This window comes from Vreelandella subglaciescola (assembly GCF_900142895.1).
GTDB classification, from domain to species: Bacteria; Pseudomonadota; Gammaproteobacteria; order Pseudomonadales; family Halomonadaceae; genus Vreelandella; species Vreelandella subglaciescola.
The window spans coordinates 2,979,586-2,998,484 of record NZ_LT670847.1 but is presented as its reverse complement, the minus strand read 5'-3'; the positions used below and the strand labels follow the sequence as shown (position 1 = coordinate 2,998,484).

At 62.6% G+C, this 18,899-nt stretch carries 14 protein-coding genes; 11 read left to right on the top strand and 3 right to left on the bottom strand.

Annotation, left to right across the window (positions count from 1 at the left end; genetic code table 11):
* The first annotated feature begins 155 nt into the window (after positions 1-155).
* The 4 genes from B5495_RS13960 to B5495_RS13945 all read left to right on the top strand — a co-directional run bounded on the left by B5495_RS13960 (position 156) and on the right by B5495_RS13945 (position 7,258).
* On the top strand, positions 156-758 hold the full coding sequence (locus tag B5495_RS13960) for a DUF4202 domain-containing protein (RefSeq protein WP_079554670.1): 603 nt from the start codon (positions 156-158) through the stop codon (positions 756-758).
* 105 nt (positions 759-863) lie between these two features.
* Complete coding sequence (ydiJ, locus tag B5495_RS13955; RefSeq protein ID WP_079555118.1) at positions 864-3,965, top strand: D-2-hydroxyglutarate dehydrogenase YdiJ; 3,102 nt, start codon at positions 864-866, stop codon at positions 3,963-3,965.
* A 262-nt stretch (positions 3,966-4,227) separates the two neighbouring features.
* Positions 4,228-5,799, top strand: coding sequence for a Re/Si-specific NAD(P)(+) transhydrogenase subunit alpha (locus B5495_RS13950; RefSeq protein ID WP_079554668.1), 1,572 nt, complete (start codon positions 4,228-4,230; stop codon positions 5,797-5,799).
* A 16-nt stretch (positions 5,800-5,815) separates the two neighbouring features.
* Positions 5,816-7,258 (top strand): NAD(P)(+) transhydrogenase (Re/Si-specific) subunit beta, encoded by a 1,443-nt coding sequence (locus B5495_RS13945; protein WP_079554666.1) that lies wholly within the window; start codon positions 5,816-5,818, stop codon positions 7,256-7,258.
* 102 nt (positions 7,259-7,360) lie between these two features.
* Here the strand turns inward: B5495_RS13945 and trpC are convergent, their stop codons facing one another.
* The 3 genes from trpC to B5495_RS13930 are packed head-to-tail and all read right to left on the bottom strand — an operon-like array spanning position 7,361 to position 9,840.
* Positions 7,361-8,164, bottom strand: coding sequence for an indole-3-glycerol phosphate synthase TrpC (gene trpC / locus B5495_RS13940; RefSeq protein WP_079554664.1), 804 nt, complete (start codon positions 8,162-8,164; stop codon positions 7,361-7,363).
* 22 nt (positions 8,165-8,186) lie between these two features.
* Positions 8,187-9,209: an anthranilate phosphoribosyltransferase gene (gene trpD, locus B5495_RS13935; protein WP_079554662.1), complete on the bottom strand. Its 1,023-nt coding sequence runs from the start codon at positions 9,207-9,209 to the stop codon at positions 8,187-8,189.
* A 34-nt stretch (positions 9,210-9,243) separates the two neighbouring features.
* Positions 9,244-9,840, bottom strand: coding sequence for an aminodeoxychorismate/anthranilate synthase component II (locus B5495_RS13930; protein WP_079555116.1), 597 nt, complete (start codon positions 9,838-9,840; stop codon positions 9,244-9,246).
* 366 nt (positions 9,841-10,206) lie between these two features.
* On the opposite strand from B5495_RS13930, the gene ndhC reads away from it, so the two are divergent.
* From ndhC to nuoH, 7 genes are all read left to right on the top strand, one after another.
* Positions 10,207-10,641: an NADH-quinone oxidoreductase subunit A gene (gene ndhC / locus B5495_RS13925; RefSeq protein WP_479714999.1), complete on the top strand. Its 435-nt coding sequence runs from the start codon at positions 10,207-10,209 to the stop codon at positions 10,639-10,641.
* A gap of 83 nt (positions 10,642-10,724) precedes the next feature.
* On the top strand, positions 10,725-11,405 hold the full coding sequence (locus B5495_RS13920; protein WP_079554661.1) for a NuoB/complex I 20 kDa subunit family protein: 681 nt from the start codon (positions 10,725-10,727) through the stop codon (positions 11,403-11,405).
* Positions 11,406-11,453: 48 nt separating this feature from the next.
* A complete protein-coding gene (gene nuoC / locus B5495_RS13915; RefSeq protein WP_079554659.1) occupies positions 11,454-13,205 on the top strand; it encodes an NADH-quinone oxidoreductase subunit C/D in 1,752 nt (583 codons plus the stop codon).
* Between the two features lie 22 nt (positions 13,206-13,227).
* Positions 13,228-13,770 (top strand): NADH-quinone oxidoreductase subunit NuoE, encoded by a 543-nt coding sequence (gene nuoE / locus B5495_RS13910; RefSeq protein WP_079554657.1) that lies wholly within the window; start codon positions 13,228-13,230, stop codon positions 13,768-13,770.
* A complete protein-coding gene (nuoF, locus tag B5495_RS13905) occupies positions 13,767-15,143 on the top strand; it encodes an NADH-quinone oxidoreductase subunit NuoF (protein WP_079554655.1) in 1,377 nt (458 codons plus the stop codon). The genes nuoE and nuoF overlap by 4 nt, the downstream gene beginning before the upstream one ends.
* Positions 15,143-17,908: an NADH-quinone oxidoreductase subunit NuoG gene (gene nuoG / locus B5495_RS13900; RefSeq protein ID WP_079554653.1), complete on the top strand. Its 2,766-nt coding sequence runs from the start codon at positions 15,143-15,145 to the stop codon at positions 17,906-17,908. The genes nuoF and nuoG overlap by 1 nt, the downstream gene beginning before the upstream one ends.
* Positions 17,909-17,910: 2 nt before the next feature.
* Entirely contained in the window at positions 17,911-18,891 is a 981-nt protein-coding gene (gene nuoH / locus B5495_RS13895; protein WP_079555112.1) for an NADH-quinone oxidoreductase subunit NuoH, read from the top strand.
* Positions 18,892-18,899 lie beyond the last annotated feature (8 nt).

The following is an 18,899-nucleotide window of genomic DNA, read 5'->3' as shown; positions in this document are numbered from 1 at the left end:
ACGCAGCGCCAAACGCCCGTGACAAAGACCGATATTGTAGGCAAAAGCCCGCCCTGGAGCTATGGTTACGCACCGCTGCGTACTGATTCATTTGCCCGGTGATTCATTTACACTCGGGGGTATTGTCCTCTTTATTCATTTGCCAGCGAGCCACCATGACCCGCGCTTCTGATACTTCCGCGTTTTCTCACGTTTTTGATGCCCTTGATGACCTGCACCGCGACGACCCGAAAACGGTCGAGATCAACGGCGCCGACGAGCCCAAAGAACTGATCTATGCCCGGCGGATGAGCGCCTGGCTCGCGCATATCCACCCCGAAGCGACCGAGACGCTGCGTCTGGCGGTGCGCGCCCAGCATCTGCAACGCTGGCTGGTGCCCCGCGCCGAATACCCCGAAGGCCGCGTCGGCTATTTAACCTGGCGGCGCGACCAGAGCCACCAGGCCGGCGGCACCACCGCTGCGCTGATGCACAAGGCCGGATACGGCGAGAGCGACGCCGAGCGCACCGCCAACATCATCCGCAAGCAGGGGCTGGGGCGTGACGATGACGTTCAGACGCTGGAAGACTGCGCCTGCCTGGTATTTCTGGAAAACTACTTTGCCGATTTTTCCCGCACGATTGAACGCGACCACCTGATTCGCATCGTGCAGAAAACCTGGCGCAAGATGTCACCCGCCGCCCACGAACTGGCGCTTACCCTGCCGATGTCCGACGCGTCAACGGCGCTGGTTCACGAGGCGCTGCATCCCCGGTGATGCAGGCAGAAAGCGGCTGCGCTAAAATGGCTGCTTCCTCTTTTATTGTCTGGTTTTGTTCTCCCATTTTATTCTCCGGCTTGTCCGGCGGCGGCGTTGATCACCATGATTGCATCTTTGACTCGGCATACTATTTCTCTTGAACGTTTGAGTGGCGACTACGTGCGCTTTCTCGAAGCCCTCAAGGCCAGCGGTTTTGAAGGCGACATCGCTCCCGATTACGCCAGCCGCACCGTGGCGGCCACGGATAACTCGATCTACCAGCGCCTGCCTCAGGCGGTGCTCTACCCCAGGCACGCCGAGGACCTTGAGCGCATTGCCAAACTCGCCGGCGAAGTGCCCAACCGCGACATCGTGCTGGCCGCGCGCGGCGGCGGCACCGGCACCAACGGCCAGTCGCTGACCGACGGGCTGGTGGTCGACGTTTCGCGGCACATGAACCGCATTCTTGATATCGATGTGGACAACCGCCGCGTGCGGGTGCAGGCCGGCGTGGTCAAAGATCAGCTCAATGTCGCGCTCAAGCCTTACGGGCTGTTTTTCGCCCCGGATTTGTCCACCTCCAACCGCGCCACCATTGGCGGGATGATCGCCACCGACGCCAGCGGCCAGGGCAGCTGCGAATACGGCAAAACCCGCGACCACGTGCTCGCGCTGGACACCGTCCTGCTCGGCGGCAAGCGCCTTGAAAGCCAGGCATTAAGCCGCGACGAAGAGCTGGATCTGTCGAAGAAAGGCGGCATTATCGGCGATGTTCACCGCACCGCTGCCGATATTTTCGACCACGAGCGCGCGCTGATCACGGAGAAATTTCCGCCGCTCAACCGCTGCCTGACCGGCTATGACCTGGCGCATCTGCGCGATGACGACGAGCGCCTCAACCTCAACAGCCTGCTGTGCGGGTCGGAAGGCTCGCTGGGCCTGTTGAACGAGGCCGTGCTCAACGTGCTGCCCACGCCTAAGCACTCGACGCTGGTCAACGTGCGCTACGCGGGCTTTATGGACGCGCTGAATGACGCCCAGGCGCTGATGGCCAGCGACGCCGCTGCGACCTCAATTGAAACCATCGACGACAGCGTGCTACTGCTGGCGATGGAAGATTTCATCTGGAACGCCGTGGCCGAGTTCTTCCCCGCCGGCGACACGCCGATTTACGGCATCAATCTGGTCGAGTTCAACGACGACGACCCCGCGCGCCTGGCCGAGCGCGTCGAGACGTTTACCCAACACCTGACCGACGATGACAGCGTGTCGCGGCTGGGCTTCACGTTGGCCGAAGGCCGGGAGGCGATACAAAAAGTCTACGCCATGCGCAAGCGCGCGGTGGGGCTTTTGGGCAATGCCGAAGGCGAAAAGCGCCCGATTCCGTTTGTCGAAGACACCGCCGTGCCGCCCGAGCATCTGGCCGAGTACATCACCGAATTTCGCGCCGTATTGGACGCCCACCAGCTGTCCTACGGCATGTTCGGCCACGTCGATGCCGGCGTGCTCCACGTTCGCCCCGCCATCGACATGAAAGACCCGGAACAAGCGCGGTTGATTCGCATCATCTCGGACGAAGTCGCCGATCTGACCCATAAGTACCACGGCCTGCTCTGGGGCGAACACGGCAAGGGCATCCGCTCGGAATACGCGCCCAAGTTTTTTGGCGAGCTTTATCCCAGCCTGCAGCGCGTCAAAGCCGCGTTTGACCCTCACAATCAGCTCAACCCGGGCAAGATTGCCTCGCCCCGCCACGCAGGCGGGCTGATCGCCCGGGAAAATGACCCTGCGCTGCTGGCCATCGACGCCGTGACTACTCGCGGCGAGCTTGACCGCACCATCGACGAGCGCGCCTGGCAGTCCTATGACGCCGCGGTGTACTGCAACGGCAACGGCGCCTGCTACAACTACGACGTGGACGACCCCATGTGCCCGTCGTGGAAAGCCACACGCCAGCGCATCCATTCGCCCAAGGGGCGCGCCAGCCTGATCCGCGAATGGCTGCGCCTGCAAAACGCCGCGGGCGTTGACGTGGTGAACGAGTCGCACAAGAAAAAAGTCGAAGGCGTGGGGGGCTTTATCGCCCACCTGCCGCTGCGCGCCTATAACACCCTGAGCCACAAAGGCCGCGACGACTATTCCCACGAAGTTTATGAAGCCATGGCCGGCTGCCTGGCGTGCAAAGCCTGCGCCAGCCAGTGCCCGGTCAAGGTCAACGTGCCGCAGTTTCGCTCGCAATTTTTAGAGGTGTATCACGGCCGCTACCTGCGCCCGCTGCGCGACTACCTGATCGGCACCACCGAGTTTATGCTGCCCGCGCTTTCCCGCGTCGCGCCGCTGTATAACGCGCTGATCACCAGTCGCGCGGTGGACGGCCTGATGCGCCGGGGGCTGGGCATGAGCGACTCGCCGACGATTTCCCGAGCTAGCCTGAAAAAGCAGCTCGAAGCCTGGGGCGTCAGCGCCGCCACGCCGACATCGCTTGCGCTACTCACCAGGCAGCAGCGCGCCAACAGCGTGATTATCGTGCAGGACGCGTTCACCTCTCACTTTGAAGCCAAGCTGGTGATTGACGTCGTCGAGCTGTTGTCGCGGCTCAATTTGCGCGTGTTCGTCATGCCCTACGCGGCCAACGGCAAGCCGCTCAACGTGCAGGGATTTCTTGGCGCCTTTGCGCGCACCGCCGAAAAGCAGGCGCGTCGCCTGCGCACGCTGGCCGGCTTTGACATACCGCTGGTCGGCATCGACCCGGCGATGACGCTGTGCTACCGGCAGGAATACGTCAAGGCGCTGGGCGACGACGCGGTGCCGCCGGTACAGCTGCTGCAGGAATGGCTCAGCCAACGGCTGGATACGCTCCCGGTCGCGCCGCTTGACGGCCCCCAGAGCGGCTACAAACTGCTTTCCCACTGCACCGAAAAAACCAGCGAACCCGAAAGTCCCAAGGCGTGGCAGACAGTTTTCAATGCCTTCGGGCTCGGGCTTGAAACGCTCGCCAGCGGCTGCTGCGGCATGTCCGGTACCTACGGGCACGAAACCCGCAACGCCGCCACCTCCAAAACCATTTACGCCCAGTCCTGGCAGCCCCAGGTAGAAGATGAAGACAACCAGGGCCGCCTGCTGGCCACCGGCTACTCGTGCCGCAGCCAGGTCAGCCGCTTCTCCGACACCACCCTGCCCCATCCGCTTCAGGCGCTGCTGAAAGCCATAAAGCGCAGTGGTTAAAAAAGTGGTTCATAAAAGTAGTTAAGAAGAGTGGTTAAGAAGGCCTCACGAACCCCGCCAATCAGCGGGGTTCGGCGTTTCAGGGCCGTCGTTACAGCGGAGCTTGGATAAGGCATGCACGGCTCTACGCTCTTTGGTGGATTGTGCACGACCTCCCGGTAAGGTACTCCTAGCCAGTTGCGTTTAGTCAGTTACGTTCATCGATAACGATCTAACTGACGATCCATACTGACAATCTATAATGACAGGGGGGACGTCCAAGGTGAAAATTGGTGCACCCAAAGAAAGTGCGGCCGGCGAAGCACGCGTTGCGTTAACGCCGGATAGCGCGCTCCAGATACACAAGCTTGGCCACGAGTGCTTTGTACAAGCCGGCGCCGGCGGCGCGGCGGGCTTTTCCGATGAGGCGTATCGCGAAGCTGGCGTGACCGTTATCGACGGCGCCGAGGCGCTGTGGCAAGCGGTTGATACCGTCATCAAGGTTCGCGAGCCCGACGACACCGAGGCGGGCTACCTGCGCCAGGACCAGACGCTGATCGCGTTTTTCTGGCCGGCCCAGAATGAAGCGCTGCTGGAACGCTGCAAGGCCGCCGGCGCCACCGTGGTCGCCATGGATATGGTGCCGCGTATTTCGCGCGCGCAGAAGATGGATGCCCTGTCGTCCACCGCCAATATTGTCGGCTACCGCGCGGTCATTGAGGCGGGCAACCAGTTTGGCCGCTTCTTTACTGGCCAGGTAACCGCCGCGGGCAAGGTGCCACCGGCCAAGGTGCTGGTGGTCGGCGCCGGCGTCGCGGGGCTGGCAGCGATTGGTACCGCCACCAGCCTGGGCGCGGTAGTGCGCGCCTTCGACGTGCGCCCCGAAGTCGCCGAACAGATCGAATCCATGGGCGCCGAGTTCCTGTTCCTCGATTTCGACGACGGCAAGGACGGCTCGGAGAGCGGTGGCTATGCCGAGCCTTCAAGCCCCGAGTTTCGCGAAAAGCAGCTGGCGCTGTTCCGCGAGCAGGCCCCCGAGATTGATATAGTAATTACCACAGCGCTGATCCCCGGACGCCCGGCGCCCAAGCTGTGGCTTGAGGATATGGTCGCGGTCATGAAGCCGGGCTCGGTGGTGATTGACCTCGCCGCCGAACGTGGCGGCAACTGCGACCTTACCGTGCCCGATCAGCGTATCGTCAGCGATAACGGCGTGATCGTCACCGGCTTCACCGATTTCCCCTCGCGCATGGCCACCCAGGCCTCGCTGCTCTACGCCAACAACGTGCGTCACATGCTCACCGACCTGACCCCCGAGAAAGACGGTCAGATCGTGCACGACATGGAAGACGATGTGATCCGCGGTGCCACGGTGACCCATCAGGGCGAAATTACCTTCCCCCCGCCGCCGCCCAAGGTGAAGGCCATCGCTGCGGCCAAGCCCAAACCCAAGGAAAAGGCGCCGACCCGCGAAGAGAAGAAAGCCGCCGAGCTTGCCGCCTTCAAGGCTCAGAGCAAGCGTCAGCTGACCCTGCTGGCCGTGGGCGGCCTGTTGATGCTGCTGCTGGGGCAAATTGCGCCGGCGTCTTTCATGCAGCACTTCATTGTCTTTGTGCTGGCCTGCTTTATCGGCTTTCAGGTGATCTGGAACGTCAGCCACGCGCTGCACACGCCGCTGATGGCGGTGACCAATGCCATTAGCGGCATCGTCGTGCTGGGGGCGATACTGCAAATTGGCTCGGGCAGCGGGCTGGTAGCGCTACTGGCGAGCATCTCGGTGCTGATCGCGACCATCAATATCGTGGGGGGCTTTCTGGTAACGCACCGGATGCTCGCCATGTTCCAGAAATCCTGAGCGGCGGAGAGACGAAATGTTGAGTCAAGGATTCGTATCTGCCGCATCAATCGCGGCAAGCGTGTTGTTCATCCTGTCCCTGGGCGGGCTGAGCAATCAGGAAAAGGCCAAGCGGGCGGTGTGGTATGGCATCGTCGGCATGGCGATCGCGGTAGGTTTCACCGCGTTTGCGTCGGGCATCGGCGGCTACGGCTGGATGCTTCCGATGGTCCTCATCGGCGCGGTAATCGGCGTGTCTGTGGCTAAAAAGGTCAAGATGACCGAAATGCCGCAGCTGGTCGCGGCGCTGCATAGCTTCGTCGGCCTGGCGGCGGTATTCGTCGGCCTCAATGCCGACCTGGAGCGCCGGCGAGTGATGGCCGTCCAGCTGATCGGCGACACCGGCGAGCGCTTTTCGGCCTTCGCCGCGCTGGTCGCAACCAAAACCCCGGCCGAGCTGACCTTTCTGCAGGTTGAGGTCGTGCTGGGCGTGTTTATCGGCGCGGTGACCTTCACCGGTTCGGTAATCGCCTTCGGCAAGCTCGCCGGCAAAATCGACGGCAAACCCAGGCAGCTGCCGGGTGGGCATCTGCTCAACGCGGGGGCGGCCATTCTGGCGCTGCTGCTGGCCATTCTCTACGTGAACGGGGCCGGCATCTGGACCGTGCTGCTGCTCGCGCTATTGGCGCTGTTTATTGGCTACCACTTGATCATGGGGATCGGCGGTGCCGATATGCCGGTGGTGGTGTCGATGCTCAACAGCTACTCCGGCTGGGCGGCGGCGGCCATTGGCTTCACGCTGTCCAACGACCTGCTGATCGTCACCGGCGCGCTGGTCGGCTCCTCGGGCGCCATCCTGTCCTACATCATGTGCAAGGCGATGAACCGCAACTTCATCCACGTGATTCTGGGCGGCTTTGGTGGCAGCCAAGGGCCGGCCGCCGAGATCGAGGGCGAGCAGGTGGCCATCGATGCCGGCGGCGTAGCCAGTGCGCTCAACGACGCTGAAAGCGTGATCATCGTGCCGGGCTACGGCATGGCGGTCGCTCAGGCGCAGAATTCGGTCAGCGAGCTGGTGCGCAAGCTGCGCGACGCCGATAAAGAAGTGCGCTTCGGCATCCACCCGGTAGCAGGACGCCTGCCCGGCCACATGAACGTGCTGCTGGCCGAGGCCAAGGTGCCCTATGACATCGTGCTGGAGATGGACGAGATCAACGCCGACTTCGCCTCGACCGATGTGGTGATCGTTATCGGCTCCAACGATATCGTCAACCCGGCGGCTGAAGAAGACCCCAACAGCCCCATCGCCGGCATGCCGGTACTCAAGGTGTGGGAAGCCAAGCAGGTATTCGTCAGCAAGCGTGGCCAGGGCACCGGCTATTCAGGCATCGAGAATCCGCTGTTCTTCAAGGACAACACGCGGATGTTCTACGGCGATGCCAAGAGTAGCGTGGACTCACTGCTGCCGCTGCTCGACTAACGCGCTCGGGTAACGCCGCGCGCTAGCGCCAAGGCCCGAACCGGATGACGGTTCGGGCCTTTTTTTGCTCGGGATTCAGGTATTTCAGCTACCCGCACGCCCTTAAAAAAACAATTCCTTCAGCGCCTCTCCCGGATTGTCTTCGCGCATGAAGGCTTCGCCGACGAGAAAGCCGTTGACGCCACGTTCGCGCATGCGTTCTACGTCGTCGCGGGTGTGAATGCCCGACTCGGTAATCACCGTGACGCCCGGCGGAACCCGGCTGAGCAGGTCGAGGGTGGTATCCAGCGAGGTATCGAAGGTGTGCAGGTTGCGGTTGTTGATGCCGACCAGCTCAAGGTTCAGCTTGAGGGCGCGCTCCAGCTCCTCGGCATTGTGGACTTCGACCAGCACGTCCATGCCCAATTCATGGGCCTGACGATTCAGCTCGGCCAGCTGGGCGTCGTCGAGGGCGGCGACAATCAGCAGGATACAGTCGGCGCCAATGGCGCGGGCCTCAATAACCTGATAGCCGTGAGTGATGAAGTCTTTGCGGATGACCGGCAGCGTGCAGGCATCCCGGGCGGCGATCAAATAGTCTTCGTGGCCCTGAAAGAAGTCGGCGTCGGTCAACACCGACAGGCAGGCTGCGCCGCCGTCGGCGTAGCTTTTCGCAATCTCGGCCGGTTCAAACACCTCGCGAATAACGCCTTTGGACGGTGAGGCCTTTTTGATCTCGGCAATTACGGCGGCATCCCCTGCCGCCATGCGCGCGTTCAGGGCGCTGACAAAGCCTCGCGGTGCGCTCTGCTTTTCAGCCAGCGCCAGCAAGTCGGCCTGCGAGACCGCCTGGCTACGTTCGGCGACTTCCTGATCCTTGCGCGCCAGAATACGGGTTAAAATCGTCGGCGTTGCCTGCTCGCTCATAGCATCATCTCACTGGGTTACGTTAGGGTTTGAACTGACCGGTGAAGCGGGATAGCTCGTGCATTTTTTCCAGCGGCAGCTTGTTCTGCTGGGCATTGCGCGCCAGCCGCACGCCTTCTTTCAACGAGTCTGCCACGCCGGCGCAGTACAGCGCGGCGCCGGCGTTGAGCGAGACAATATCCGCCGGGGCGCCTTCGCCGCTTAGCGCCGCCGTCACCAGTCGCAGGCTGTCGTTAACGCTATCGGCCTTGAGGGCATTCAGGCTTTGGCGCTCAATGCCCAGCTCTTCCGGCGTAATGCGGTACTGGGTAATCTTGCCGTCTTTGAGCTCGGCCACCAGCGTGGGCGCCGCCAGCGAAATCTCGTCCAGCCCGTCTTCCGAGTGCACCACCATCACGTGCTGGCTGCCCAGCTTGTGCAGCACCTCGGCCAACAGCGGCACCAGCTCGGGGGCATAAACCCCCAGCAGCTGGTTGGGCGCGCCGGCGGGGTTGGTCAGCGGCCCGAGAATATTGAACAGCGTGCGCACGCCCATTTCGCGGCGCGGGCCAACGGCATGGCGCATCGCCGGGTGGTGGTTGGGCGCGAACATGAAGCCCACCCCGACCTCTTCGATGCAGCGCGCCACCTGATCCGCGGACAAATCCAGAAAAATCCCCGCCACGTCGAACAGGTCAGCGCTGCCCGACGACGACGACACGCTGCGCCCGCCGTGTTTGGCTACGTGCGCCCCGGCGGCCGAAGCCACAAAGCTTGAGGCGGTCGAGACGTTGAACAGGTTGGCGCCGTCGCCGCCGGTGCCGACGATATCCACCACGCTGCCCTCGACGTTGGGCGTGACGCGTTTCATCAACTCGCGCATGACCTGCGCCGCCGCGCCGATCTCGGTGGCAGTTTCGCCCTTCATGGCAAGGCCCATCAACAGCGCGCCGACCTGAGCGTCGCTGGCATCCCCGGTCATGATCTGGCGCATCAGCGCGTGCATCTGGTCAAAGGACAGGTCGTCGCGGCGCATCACCGCATTAATCGCGTCTCGCATCTGCATGAAAACGTGGGCCTCGTGCTGGTAATGCGCCGTTTCAAGCGCGTTTCAAGAAGTTGGCCAGCAGTTCGTGGCCCTGGTGCGTGAGAATCGATTCCGGGTGAAACTGCACGCCTTCAATGTCGAGTTCGCGGTGACGCAGCCCCATGACCAGCCCCGGCGTGACGTCGTCATCGGGTGTCCAAGCGGTGATTTCAAGGCACTCGGGCAAGCTGTCTTTGTCCACCACCAGCGAGTGATAGCGGGTCACTTCCAGCGGGTTATCCAAGCCGGCAAATACGCCTTGACCCAGGTGCTCAATCGCCGAGGTTTTGCCGTGCATGACTTCCGGGGCGCGCACCACGCGGCCGCCGTATACCTGGCCAATCGCCTGATGCCCCAGGCACACGCCAAGAATCGGCCGCTTGCCGGCAAAATGGCGAATGGTGTCCAGCGAAAGTCCCGCCTCGTTGGGCGTGCAAGGGCCGGGAGAAACCACCAGATGGCTCGGCGACAGCGCTTCGATCTCGGCAAGGCTGATCTCGTCGTTGCGGTAGGTCAGCACCTCGGCGCCGAGCTCGCCCAGATACTGGACGATGTTGTAAGTGAAGCTGTCGTAATTATCGATCATCACGACTCTTGCCGCTTTAGCCATCTGAAAAACCTGCTGTTTGTTTGGTGTGCGTTTGGCTGCGCGGATGTTGTTACCCAACATATTACCCCGCCTGGATGCCGGTTGGGCAGTTTTCCCGAGTGTAACGCAAGCGGCCTGCAACGTGCACGACGCAGGCGTTGCGGATAGCCTGAGAAATGACGCAGCGGCGGGTAGTTTTTTAAGTAAGTCTTGAAGTACCTGCTAAGTTAATGATTAGCTGACTCATACAACGGATTCATACAGCGCAGTCGCCCTACCGTGATAGCCACGCGGGAAAATCACGACGGGCCACAGCAACAGAGCGTGACCAAGAACAATAATGCATGCCTGTACATCCTGAACTCGGGAACCGTAAGGGAAGCGCCTATGCCAACGCCTATGCTAGACAGCGCCAACGCGTTGATCGCCGAATATTGGGCCACCGGACTTTTTATTCTGGCGGTGGTTTTGCTCTGTGCTTTCATGCTCGGCGCCTCTGCCCTGCTCGGCGGCCGCAGCCAGGGGCGCAGCAAGCCGCTACCCTTCGAAGGCGGCATTATCGGCGCCGGCAGCGCACGCCAGCGCTTCTCCATCCAGTTTTACCTTGTCGCGATGCTCTTCGTGATTTTCGATATTGAAGCCGTGTTTCTGTTTGCCTGGGCCATTTCGGTACGCGAAGTGGGCTGGGCCGGCTTTTGGGGCGCCGCCGTCTTTATCGGCATTTTGCTCGCCGGGCTGGTCTACGACTGGCGCTCTGGCGCGCTTAACTGGGCGCCTACCGGTAGCGAGAAGATGCACCGCGGCAGCGTACGGCGCGGCTAAACAACGTGCACGGCCCTTGGGTATAATCAGCCCCCGGCGCCGTGCCCGATGCACCCTTTGATGTTTCAGACGGGAGGCACGATATGGCTTATACCCTGACGCGGGCAAACGATGCGGTAGCACAGCAAAACGCCAGCTACCCGCTGGGCGAGCGCCAGCGCGTCGAAGATCCGATGAAGCAGCAGGTACACCGCAGCGTGTTTACCGGCAAGCTTGAAGACGTGCTCAACTCGACGGTGAACTGGGGGCGCAAAAACTCCCTGTGGCCGTATAACTTCGGGCTGTCCTGCTGCTATGTGGAAATGACCACGGCGTTTACCGCCCCTCATGACGTTGCCCGCTTCGGCGCCGAGGTCATCCGCGCCTCCCCGCGTCAGGCCGATTTCATGGTAATCGCCGGCACCTGCTTTGTGAAAATGGCGCCGGTCATCCAGCAGCTTTACGACCAGATGCTTGAGCCCAAATGGGTGATTTCCATGGGCTCCTGCGCCAACTCCGGCGGCATGTATGACATCTATTCGGTAGTACAGGGTGTGGATAAATTCTTGCCGGTGGACGTCTACGTGCCCGGCTGCCCGCCGCGCCCCGAAGCCTTTTTACAGGGGCTTCAGCTGCTACAGGACTCAATTCAGGAAGAGCGCCGCCCGCTTTCGTGGGTGGTGGGCGACCAGGGCGTTTATCGCGCAGACATGCCCTCGCAGCGAGAAAAACACCGCGACCGACGAATCCAGGCCACGGAGCTGCGCACCCCCGACAGCGTTTAGTGCCGCACCAACGGAGCAGTATCCAGCAAAGGGAGAGCTTCTATCACCATGAGCACCGATCAATCCGCCGCCATTGTCGAGTCGCTGACTGCCCGTTTTGGCGATCAGATCCGCTATGAGCAGCCCACGCTTACCGGCATGCCGGTGCTGTGGGTCAGCCGCGAAGCGCTTGTCGATATCCTCGAGGCGCTGCGTCGCCTGCCCGAGCCCTTCGAGATGCTCTACGACCTGACCGCCATTGATGAGCGGATGCGTAGCCATCGCGACGGGCTCCCCGCGGCGGACTTCACCGTGGTCTACCAGCTGCTCTCCGTGTCCGGCAACCGCGATTTCATGCTCAAGGTGGCGCTCAGCGAGCACGACCTGACGCTGCCCACGGCGATTCCCGTGTACCCCAACGCCGACTGGTACGAGCGCGAAGTCTGGGACATGTTCGGCATCCGTTTTGCCGGTCATCCCAACCTGCGGCGTATTTTGATGCCGCCCACCTGGAACGGCCACCCGCTGCGCAAGGATCACCACGCCCGCGCCACCGAGTTCGACCCCTACACGCTGACCGTTGAAGGCCAGGATAAAGAGCAGCAGGCGCTCCAGTTCGTGCCCGAAGACTGGGGTATGAAGCGCCAGAATGACGACACCGACTTCATGTTTCTCAATCTGGGCCCCAACCACCCTTCCGCCCACGGCGCGTTTCGTCTGGTGTTACAGCTGGACGGCGAAGAGGTTCTCGACTGCGTACCCGATATCGGCTATCACCACCGCGGCGCGGAAAAAATGGCCGAGCGCCAGTCGTGGCATAGCTTCATCCCCTACACCGACCGTATCGACTACGTTGGTGGCGTGATGAACAACCTGCCCTACGTCTTGGCGGTGGAAAAGCTCGCCGGCATTCAGGTGAACGAGCGCATCGCCACGGTACGGGTGATGATGTCGGAGCTTTTCCGCATCACCAGCCACCTATTGTTTCTGGGCACCTACCTGCAGGATTTGGGCGCCATGTCGCCGGTATTTTTCACCTTTACCGACCGGCAAAAGGCCTACACCGTCATCGAAGGCATTACCGGCTTTCGCATGCACCCGGCGTGGTTTCGCATCGGCGGGCTGATGCAGGATCTGCCCGAGGGCTGGGACCGGCTGATGCAGGAATTTGTCGACTGGATGCCGGCTCGCCTGCGGGAATACGAACGCACCATGATGGAAAACTCGCTGGTGCGCGATCGGACCCGCCACGTGGCCGCGTTTGATACCGCCAATGCTCTGGCCTGGGGCGTCACCGGCCCCAACCTGCGCGCCACCGGCTGCGATTTTGATCTGCGCAAAAAGCGTCCCTACTCGGGCTATGAAAACTTCGAGTTTGACGTGCCGCTGGGCACCCACGGCGACGCCTTTGACCGTGGCCAGCTACGGATCGAAGAAATGCGCCAGAGCCTGCGCATCATTCAGCAGTGCATCGACCGCATGCCCGAGGGCGACTACAAGGCCGACCACCCGCTGACCACCCCGCCGCCCCGGGACAAGATGCTGCAGCATATCGAAACGCTTATTACCCACTTTTTGCAGGTGTCGTGGGGGCCGGTACTGCCCGCCAACGAATCGCTGCAGATGGTGGAAGCCACCAAGGGCATCAATAGCTACTACCTGACCAGCGACCACAGCGCCATGAGCTACCGTACGCGTATTCGCACGCCGAGCTTTCCGCATTTGCAGCAGATACCGGCGCTCATGCGCGGTGGCTTTGTGCCCGATTTGATCGCGCATCTGGGCAGTATTGATTTTGTTATGGCCGACGTCGACCGTTAATACGGCATGGGATACACGCACTATGTCTGACACTCGCTCTTACGACGCTATCCAGTACAGCGCCCCCGCTACGTCCATCGCCACCGACGGCGACGGCTTTACGCTGCACGCAGACGACCACCGCGCCATGCTTGCCGAACGCGCGCACTACGAGCAGCCCCAGGCCGCCTGTATCGAAGCGCTGAAAATCGTGCAAAAGCGCCACGGCTGGGTGCCCGACGGCGCGATTGCCGCCATCGCCGACACCCTCGGCGTGGGCGTGGGCGCCGTGGAAGGCGTGGCGACGTTCTACAACCTGATTTTCCGCCAGCCGGTGGGCCGCAACATTATTCTGCTGTGCGACAGCAGTTCGTGTTTTCTCACCGGCTTTGAAGAACTACGCGACGCGCTCAGCGAGCACCTGGGCATCGGCTTTGGCGAAACCACCGCCGATGACCGCTTTACCCTGCTGCCCACCTGCTGTTTGGGCGCGTGCGACCGTGGGCCGGCGCTAATGATTAACGACGATACTTTTGGCCCCATCGCGCCGGATGATCTCGATGAGCTTCTGGAGGCGTATTCATGACGGCTATTCCCGCTAATTCACGCCTGCGCTATCACAGCCAGCTGCGCCAAAGCGCCGACGAGCGCCTTGAGCAAACCCACCCGCTGACGTGGCGGCTGCGCGACGACGGCGTGCGCATCGGGCTCGATGAATACCGCCAGAAAAACGGCTATGAAGGCGTGCGCAAAGCCCTTGAGCTTACTCCCGGCGACGTGATCGACGCCATGAAAACGGCCAACGTGCGCGGCCGCGGCGGCGGCGGTTTCTCGGCCGGGGTCAAATGGAGCCTGACTCAGGTGGGCGACAACCTGCCGCGCGGCTATTTAGTCTGCAACGCCGATGAAATGGAGCCGGGCACCTTCAAGGACCGCCTGCTGCTCGAACAGCAGCCGCACCTGTTGATCGAAGGCATGATCATCGCCGGCTACGCCAACCGCTCGAAATACGGCTATATTTTTCTGCGCGGCGAATACGTCGACGCGGCGCGCGCGGTAGCGCTGGCCATTGAAGAAGCGCGCGAGGCCGGCCTGCTGGGCGATAATGTGGCCGGCAGCGGCTTTGATTTTGATATCGCCCTGCACACCGGCGCCGGACGCTACATCTGCGGCGAAGAAACCGCGCTGATCAACTCGCTGGAAGGCAAGCGCGCCAACCCCCGCGCCAAGCCGCCGTTTCCCGGCCAGGCAGGCGCCTGGGGCAAGCCCACCGTGGTCAACAACGTCGAAACCCTGTGCAACGCGCCGGCGGTCATGCAGCACGGCGCCGACTGGTATCAGGCGCTTTCCGGCACGCTCAGCAACGACGGCGGCACCAAGCTTTACGGCGTTTCGGGGCTGGTGGAACGCCCCGGGCTGTGGGAATTGCCGATTGGCACCAGCGGCTGGGAGATTATGCAGCGCGCCGGCGGCATGCGCGAAGGCCATACGCTGAAAACCTGGCTGCCCGGCGGCGGCAGTACGGGCTTTTTGCTCCCCGAGCACCTTGAGCTAGCGATGGATTTTGACACCATCGGTAAGTACGGTAGCCGCCTGGGAACGGGACTGATCGCGGTGGTCAGCCAGCAGCAAAATCTGGTTGCGCTGCTGCGTAATCTGGAACAGTTTTTTGCCCGCGAGTCGTGCGGCTGGTGTACGCCCTGCCGCGACGGCCTGCCCTGGGCGGCCAAGTTGCTGCAGGCCATCGAGCACGGCGAAGGCCAGCCCGGCGATATCGAGCTGCTGCAGGAGCACGCCACCAACATCGGGCCGGGGCTGACGTTTTGCGCCCACGCGCCGGGGGCGGCGATGCCTTTGGAATCGGCGATTCGTCATTTTCGCGCCGATTTTGAAGCGGGCATCGCTGCAAGTCATAACGTCGTAGGTAATAACACCGTAGGTAATAAAGAGGTGAGCTGATGGCAACGATTCATGTGGACGGCAGCGCCTACGACGTAGACGGCAGCGATAACCTGCTGCACGCCTGCCTGTCGCTGGGGCTGGATATTCCTTACTTCTGCTGGCACCCCGCCACGGGCAGCGTGGGCGCTTGCCGCCAGTGCGCGGTCAAGCAGTACAAGGATGAGGACGATACCCAGGGCAAAATCGTGATGTCGTGCATGACGCCTGCCTCCGACAACAGCTGGATTTCCATCGACGATGAAGAGGCTCACGCGTTTCGTGCCCGCATTACCGAATGGTTTATGACCTACCATCCGCATGACTGCCCGGTGTGCGCCGAAGGCGGCCACTGCCACCTCCAGGACATGACGGTCATGACCGGCCATAGCCGCCGGCGCTACCGCTTTACCAAGCGCACCCACCACAATCAGTACCTGGGGCCGCTCGTTGCCCACGAGATGAACCGCTGCATCAACTGCTACCGCTGCGTGCATTTTTACAACGACTACGCCGGCGGCGAAGATTTCGGCGTCTACGGCATGAACAACAACCTGTACTTCGGCCGCCACCAGGAAGGCGTGCTGGAAAGCCCCTTTGCCGGCAACCTCAGTGAGGTGTGCCCAACCGGCGTATTTACCGATAAAACCCACACCAAGCATTACACGCGCAAGTGGGATTTGCAGTACGCGCCGAGCGTCTGCCACCAGTGTTCGGTAGGCTGCAATACCAGCCCCGGCGAGCGCTACGGCAGCGTGCGGCGCATTGAAAACCGCTACAACGGCGAGCTCAACGGCTATTTTCTCTGCGACCGCGGCCGCTACGGCCACGACTACGTCAACCGCGACGATCGCCCGCGCCAGCCGGAATGGAAAAGCGAGGGGAAAAGCGAGGGGAAAAATGCGGGGCACAGCGACCGGGACTCGGACGTCATGCACCTCGACGTTGACCCCGCGCTCGATCGCGGCGCTGACCTGCTGCGCAGCGCCCGGCGCATTATCGGCATCGGCTCGCCGCGCGCCAGCCTGGAAAGCAACCACCAGCTGATGGCGCTGGTGGGTAAGGACAACTTCTCTAGCGGCATTGCCGCCGGCGAGCAGGACTGCCTTGAGCGCATGGCCGCCATTGAGGCCGCCGGCGCGCTGGCAACGCCGACCCCGCGCGACGTGGAGCGCCACGACGCCGTGCTAGTGCTGGGCGAAGACCTGATGCACAGCGCGGCCAGGCTCGCGCTTAACGTGCGCCAAGCCGTACTTAGCCGGCGCGTCGCGCTGGCCGCAGAGCGCGGCATTCCCGAATGGAACACCTACGCCGTTAATACGCTGGCCCAGGGTAGCCACCACCCGCTGTATATCGCCTACCCCACGGCCACCGAGCTTGACGGCATCAGCGCTGAAAGCCTGCGCCTGGCACCCGACGACATCGCCCGGCTGGGCTTTGCCATCGCCCACGAGATCGACGCCGAGGCGCCGGCCGTCAGCGAACTGGACGACGCCACCCGCGCGCACGCCAGCGCCGTGGCCGAAGCATTGCTCGCCGCCGAACGCCCGCTGGTCATCAGCGGCGGCTCGCTTGAGTCGCCGGCCATTCTCGACGCCACCCACAGCATCGTCCGCGCGCTCGCACGTCGCGAGAGGCGCGCCGGCTTGTTGCTGGTTCGCCGCGAAGCCAACAGCACCGGCCTTGCGCTGATGGGCGGCCAGCCGCTGGACTGGGCGCTTGACGCGGTCACCGACGGCCACGCCGATGCCCTCGTCGTGCTGGAAAACGATCTATACGAGCGCATGCCCGAAGCCCGGGTCGACGCCGCGCTCGATGCCGCGACCGCCTTAGTGGTGCTCGATCATCAGCGCACGCGCACCTGGAAGCGCGCCGAACTGGGCCTGCCGGCAGCGAGCTTTGCCGAAACCGACGGCACGCTAGTGAACCTGGAAGGCCGCGCCCAGCGCTTCTATCAGGTTTACGACCCGCGCTATATGCGCCCCGAGTGCCGCATTCACCCCAGCTGGCGCTGGCTTGATACCCTGCGCGCAAGCCTTGAGCGCAGGCCGAAAGACGCGCTGACGTTTGCGCAAGCCATGGACGACTGCGCCCAAGCGCATCCCGCGCTTGCCGGTATGCTCAACGCCGTCGACACCGCTGAGCTGCCCGACGGCATCAAGCTTGCGCGCATGCCGCACCGCTACAGCGGGCGCACCTCGCTGCGCGCCAATATCGCGGTCAGCGAGCCGCGTGTGCCCCAGGACCCCGATACGCCACTGGCGTTTTCGATGGAAGGCTACAGCGGCTTTGACCGTCCGCGCCAAAACGTGCCCTTTGCCTGGGCGCCGGGCTGGAACTCACCGCAGGCGTGGAACAAGTTTACCGACGTCGTCGGCGGCCACTTGCAGGGCGGCGACCCGGGCGCTCGCGTCGCCGGCGTACCTCGCCCTGCGGACGGTGCTTACCCCGCCGCTGATGCGATTCCGGCGGCCTTTGCCCCCCGCGACGACCGCTGGCAGCTGTGGGTGCTGCCACGCCTGTTCGGCGGCGAGGCGACCTCCGCCCGCGCCGACGCCATCGCTGAGCGCGCCGAAGCGCCTTACCTTGGTCTGAGCGAGAGCGACGCGCAAACGCTCAAGGCCGCAGACGGCGCCACGCTTGCGTTCGACCTCGGCGGCGAGCCCTTTACGCTTTCACTGCGCGTGGATAAAAGCCTGCCCGACGGCATTGTCACCCTGCCCGCGGGCGTGTTTCCCGACGCGGCCAGCGGCCGCTGGGTGCAGTTACGCAGGGAGGACGACTGATGATGGACTGGGGACTCTTCTCGCCCACGGTCATCGACGCGGTGGTGGCGATGCTGCAGGCCGTGGCGATCCTTCTGGGGGCGGTGCTGATCAGCGCTTTTCTGACCGTGGTGGAGCGCCGCCTGCTGGGGCTGTGGCAAGACCGCTACGGGCCCAATCGCGTGGGGCCGTTTGGCTCGCTGCAGCTGATCGCCGACATGATCAAGATCTTTTTCAAGGAAGACTGGATACCGCCTTTCGCCGACCGCACGCTGTTCATGCTGGCACCGGCGATCGCCATGGCCTCATTGCTGCTGTCGTTTATCATTATTCCGTTTACCCCCACGCTGGGCGTGGCCGACTGGAATATCGGCCTGCTGTTTTTTCTCGCCATGGGCGGTATCAACGTGTATTCGGTGCTGCTCGGCGGCTGGTCGAGCGGCAACAAGTACGCGCTGATCGGCGCGATGCGCTCTTCGGCGCAGACAATTTCCTACGAAGTGTTTATGGGACTTTCGCTGATGGGCGTGGTCGCCATGGCCGGCTCGTTCAACATGCGCGAGATCGTCAGCGCCCAGGAAGGGCTGTGGTTTTTTATTCCGCAGTTTCTGGGTTTTTGTAACTTCCTGATCGCCGGCTTTGCGGTCACCCACCGCCACCCGTTTGATCAGCCGGAAGCCGAGCAGGAGCTGGCCGACGGCTACCATATCGAATACTCCAGCATGAAATTCGGCATGTTCTTCATCGGCGAATACGTGGGCATGCTGCTGGTATCGTCGCTGATCGTGACGCTTTTTTTCGGCGGCTGGCACGGCCCGCTGCTGCCGCCCATCGTCTGGTTTGTGCTCAAAACCAGCGTATTTTTGATGCTATTCATTTTGGTTCGGGCAGCGCTGCCGCGTCCGCGCTACGACCGCGTGATGACCTTCGGCTGGATCGTCTGCTTGCCGCTTACGCTGCTTAATCTACTGGTGACCGGCGCAGTGATCCTGCTCACCACCTAGTTAGTCGG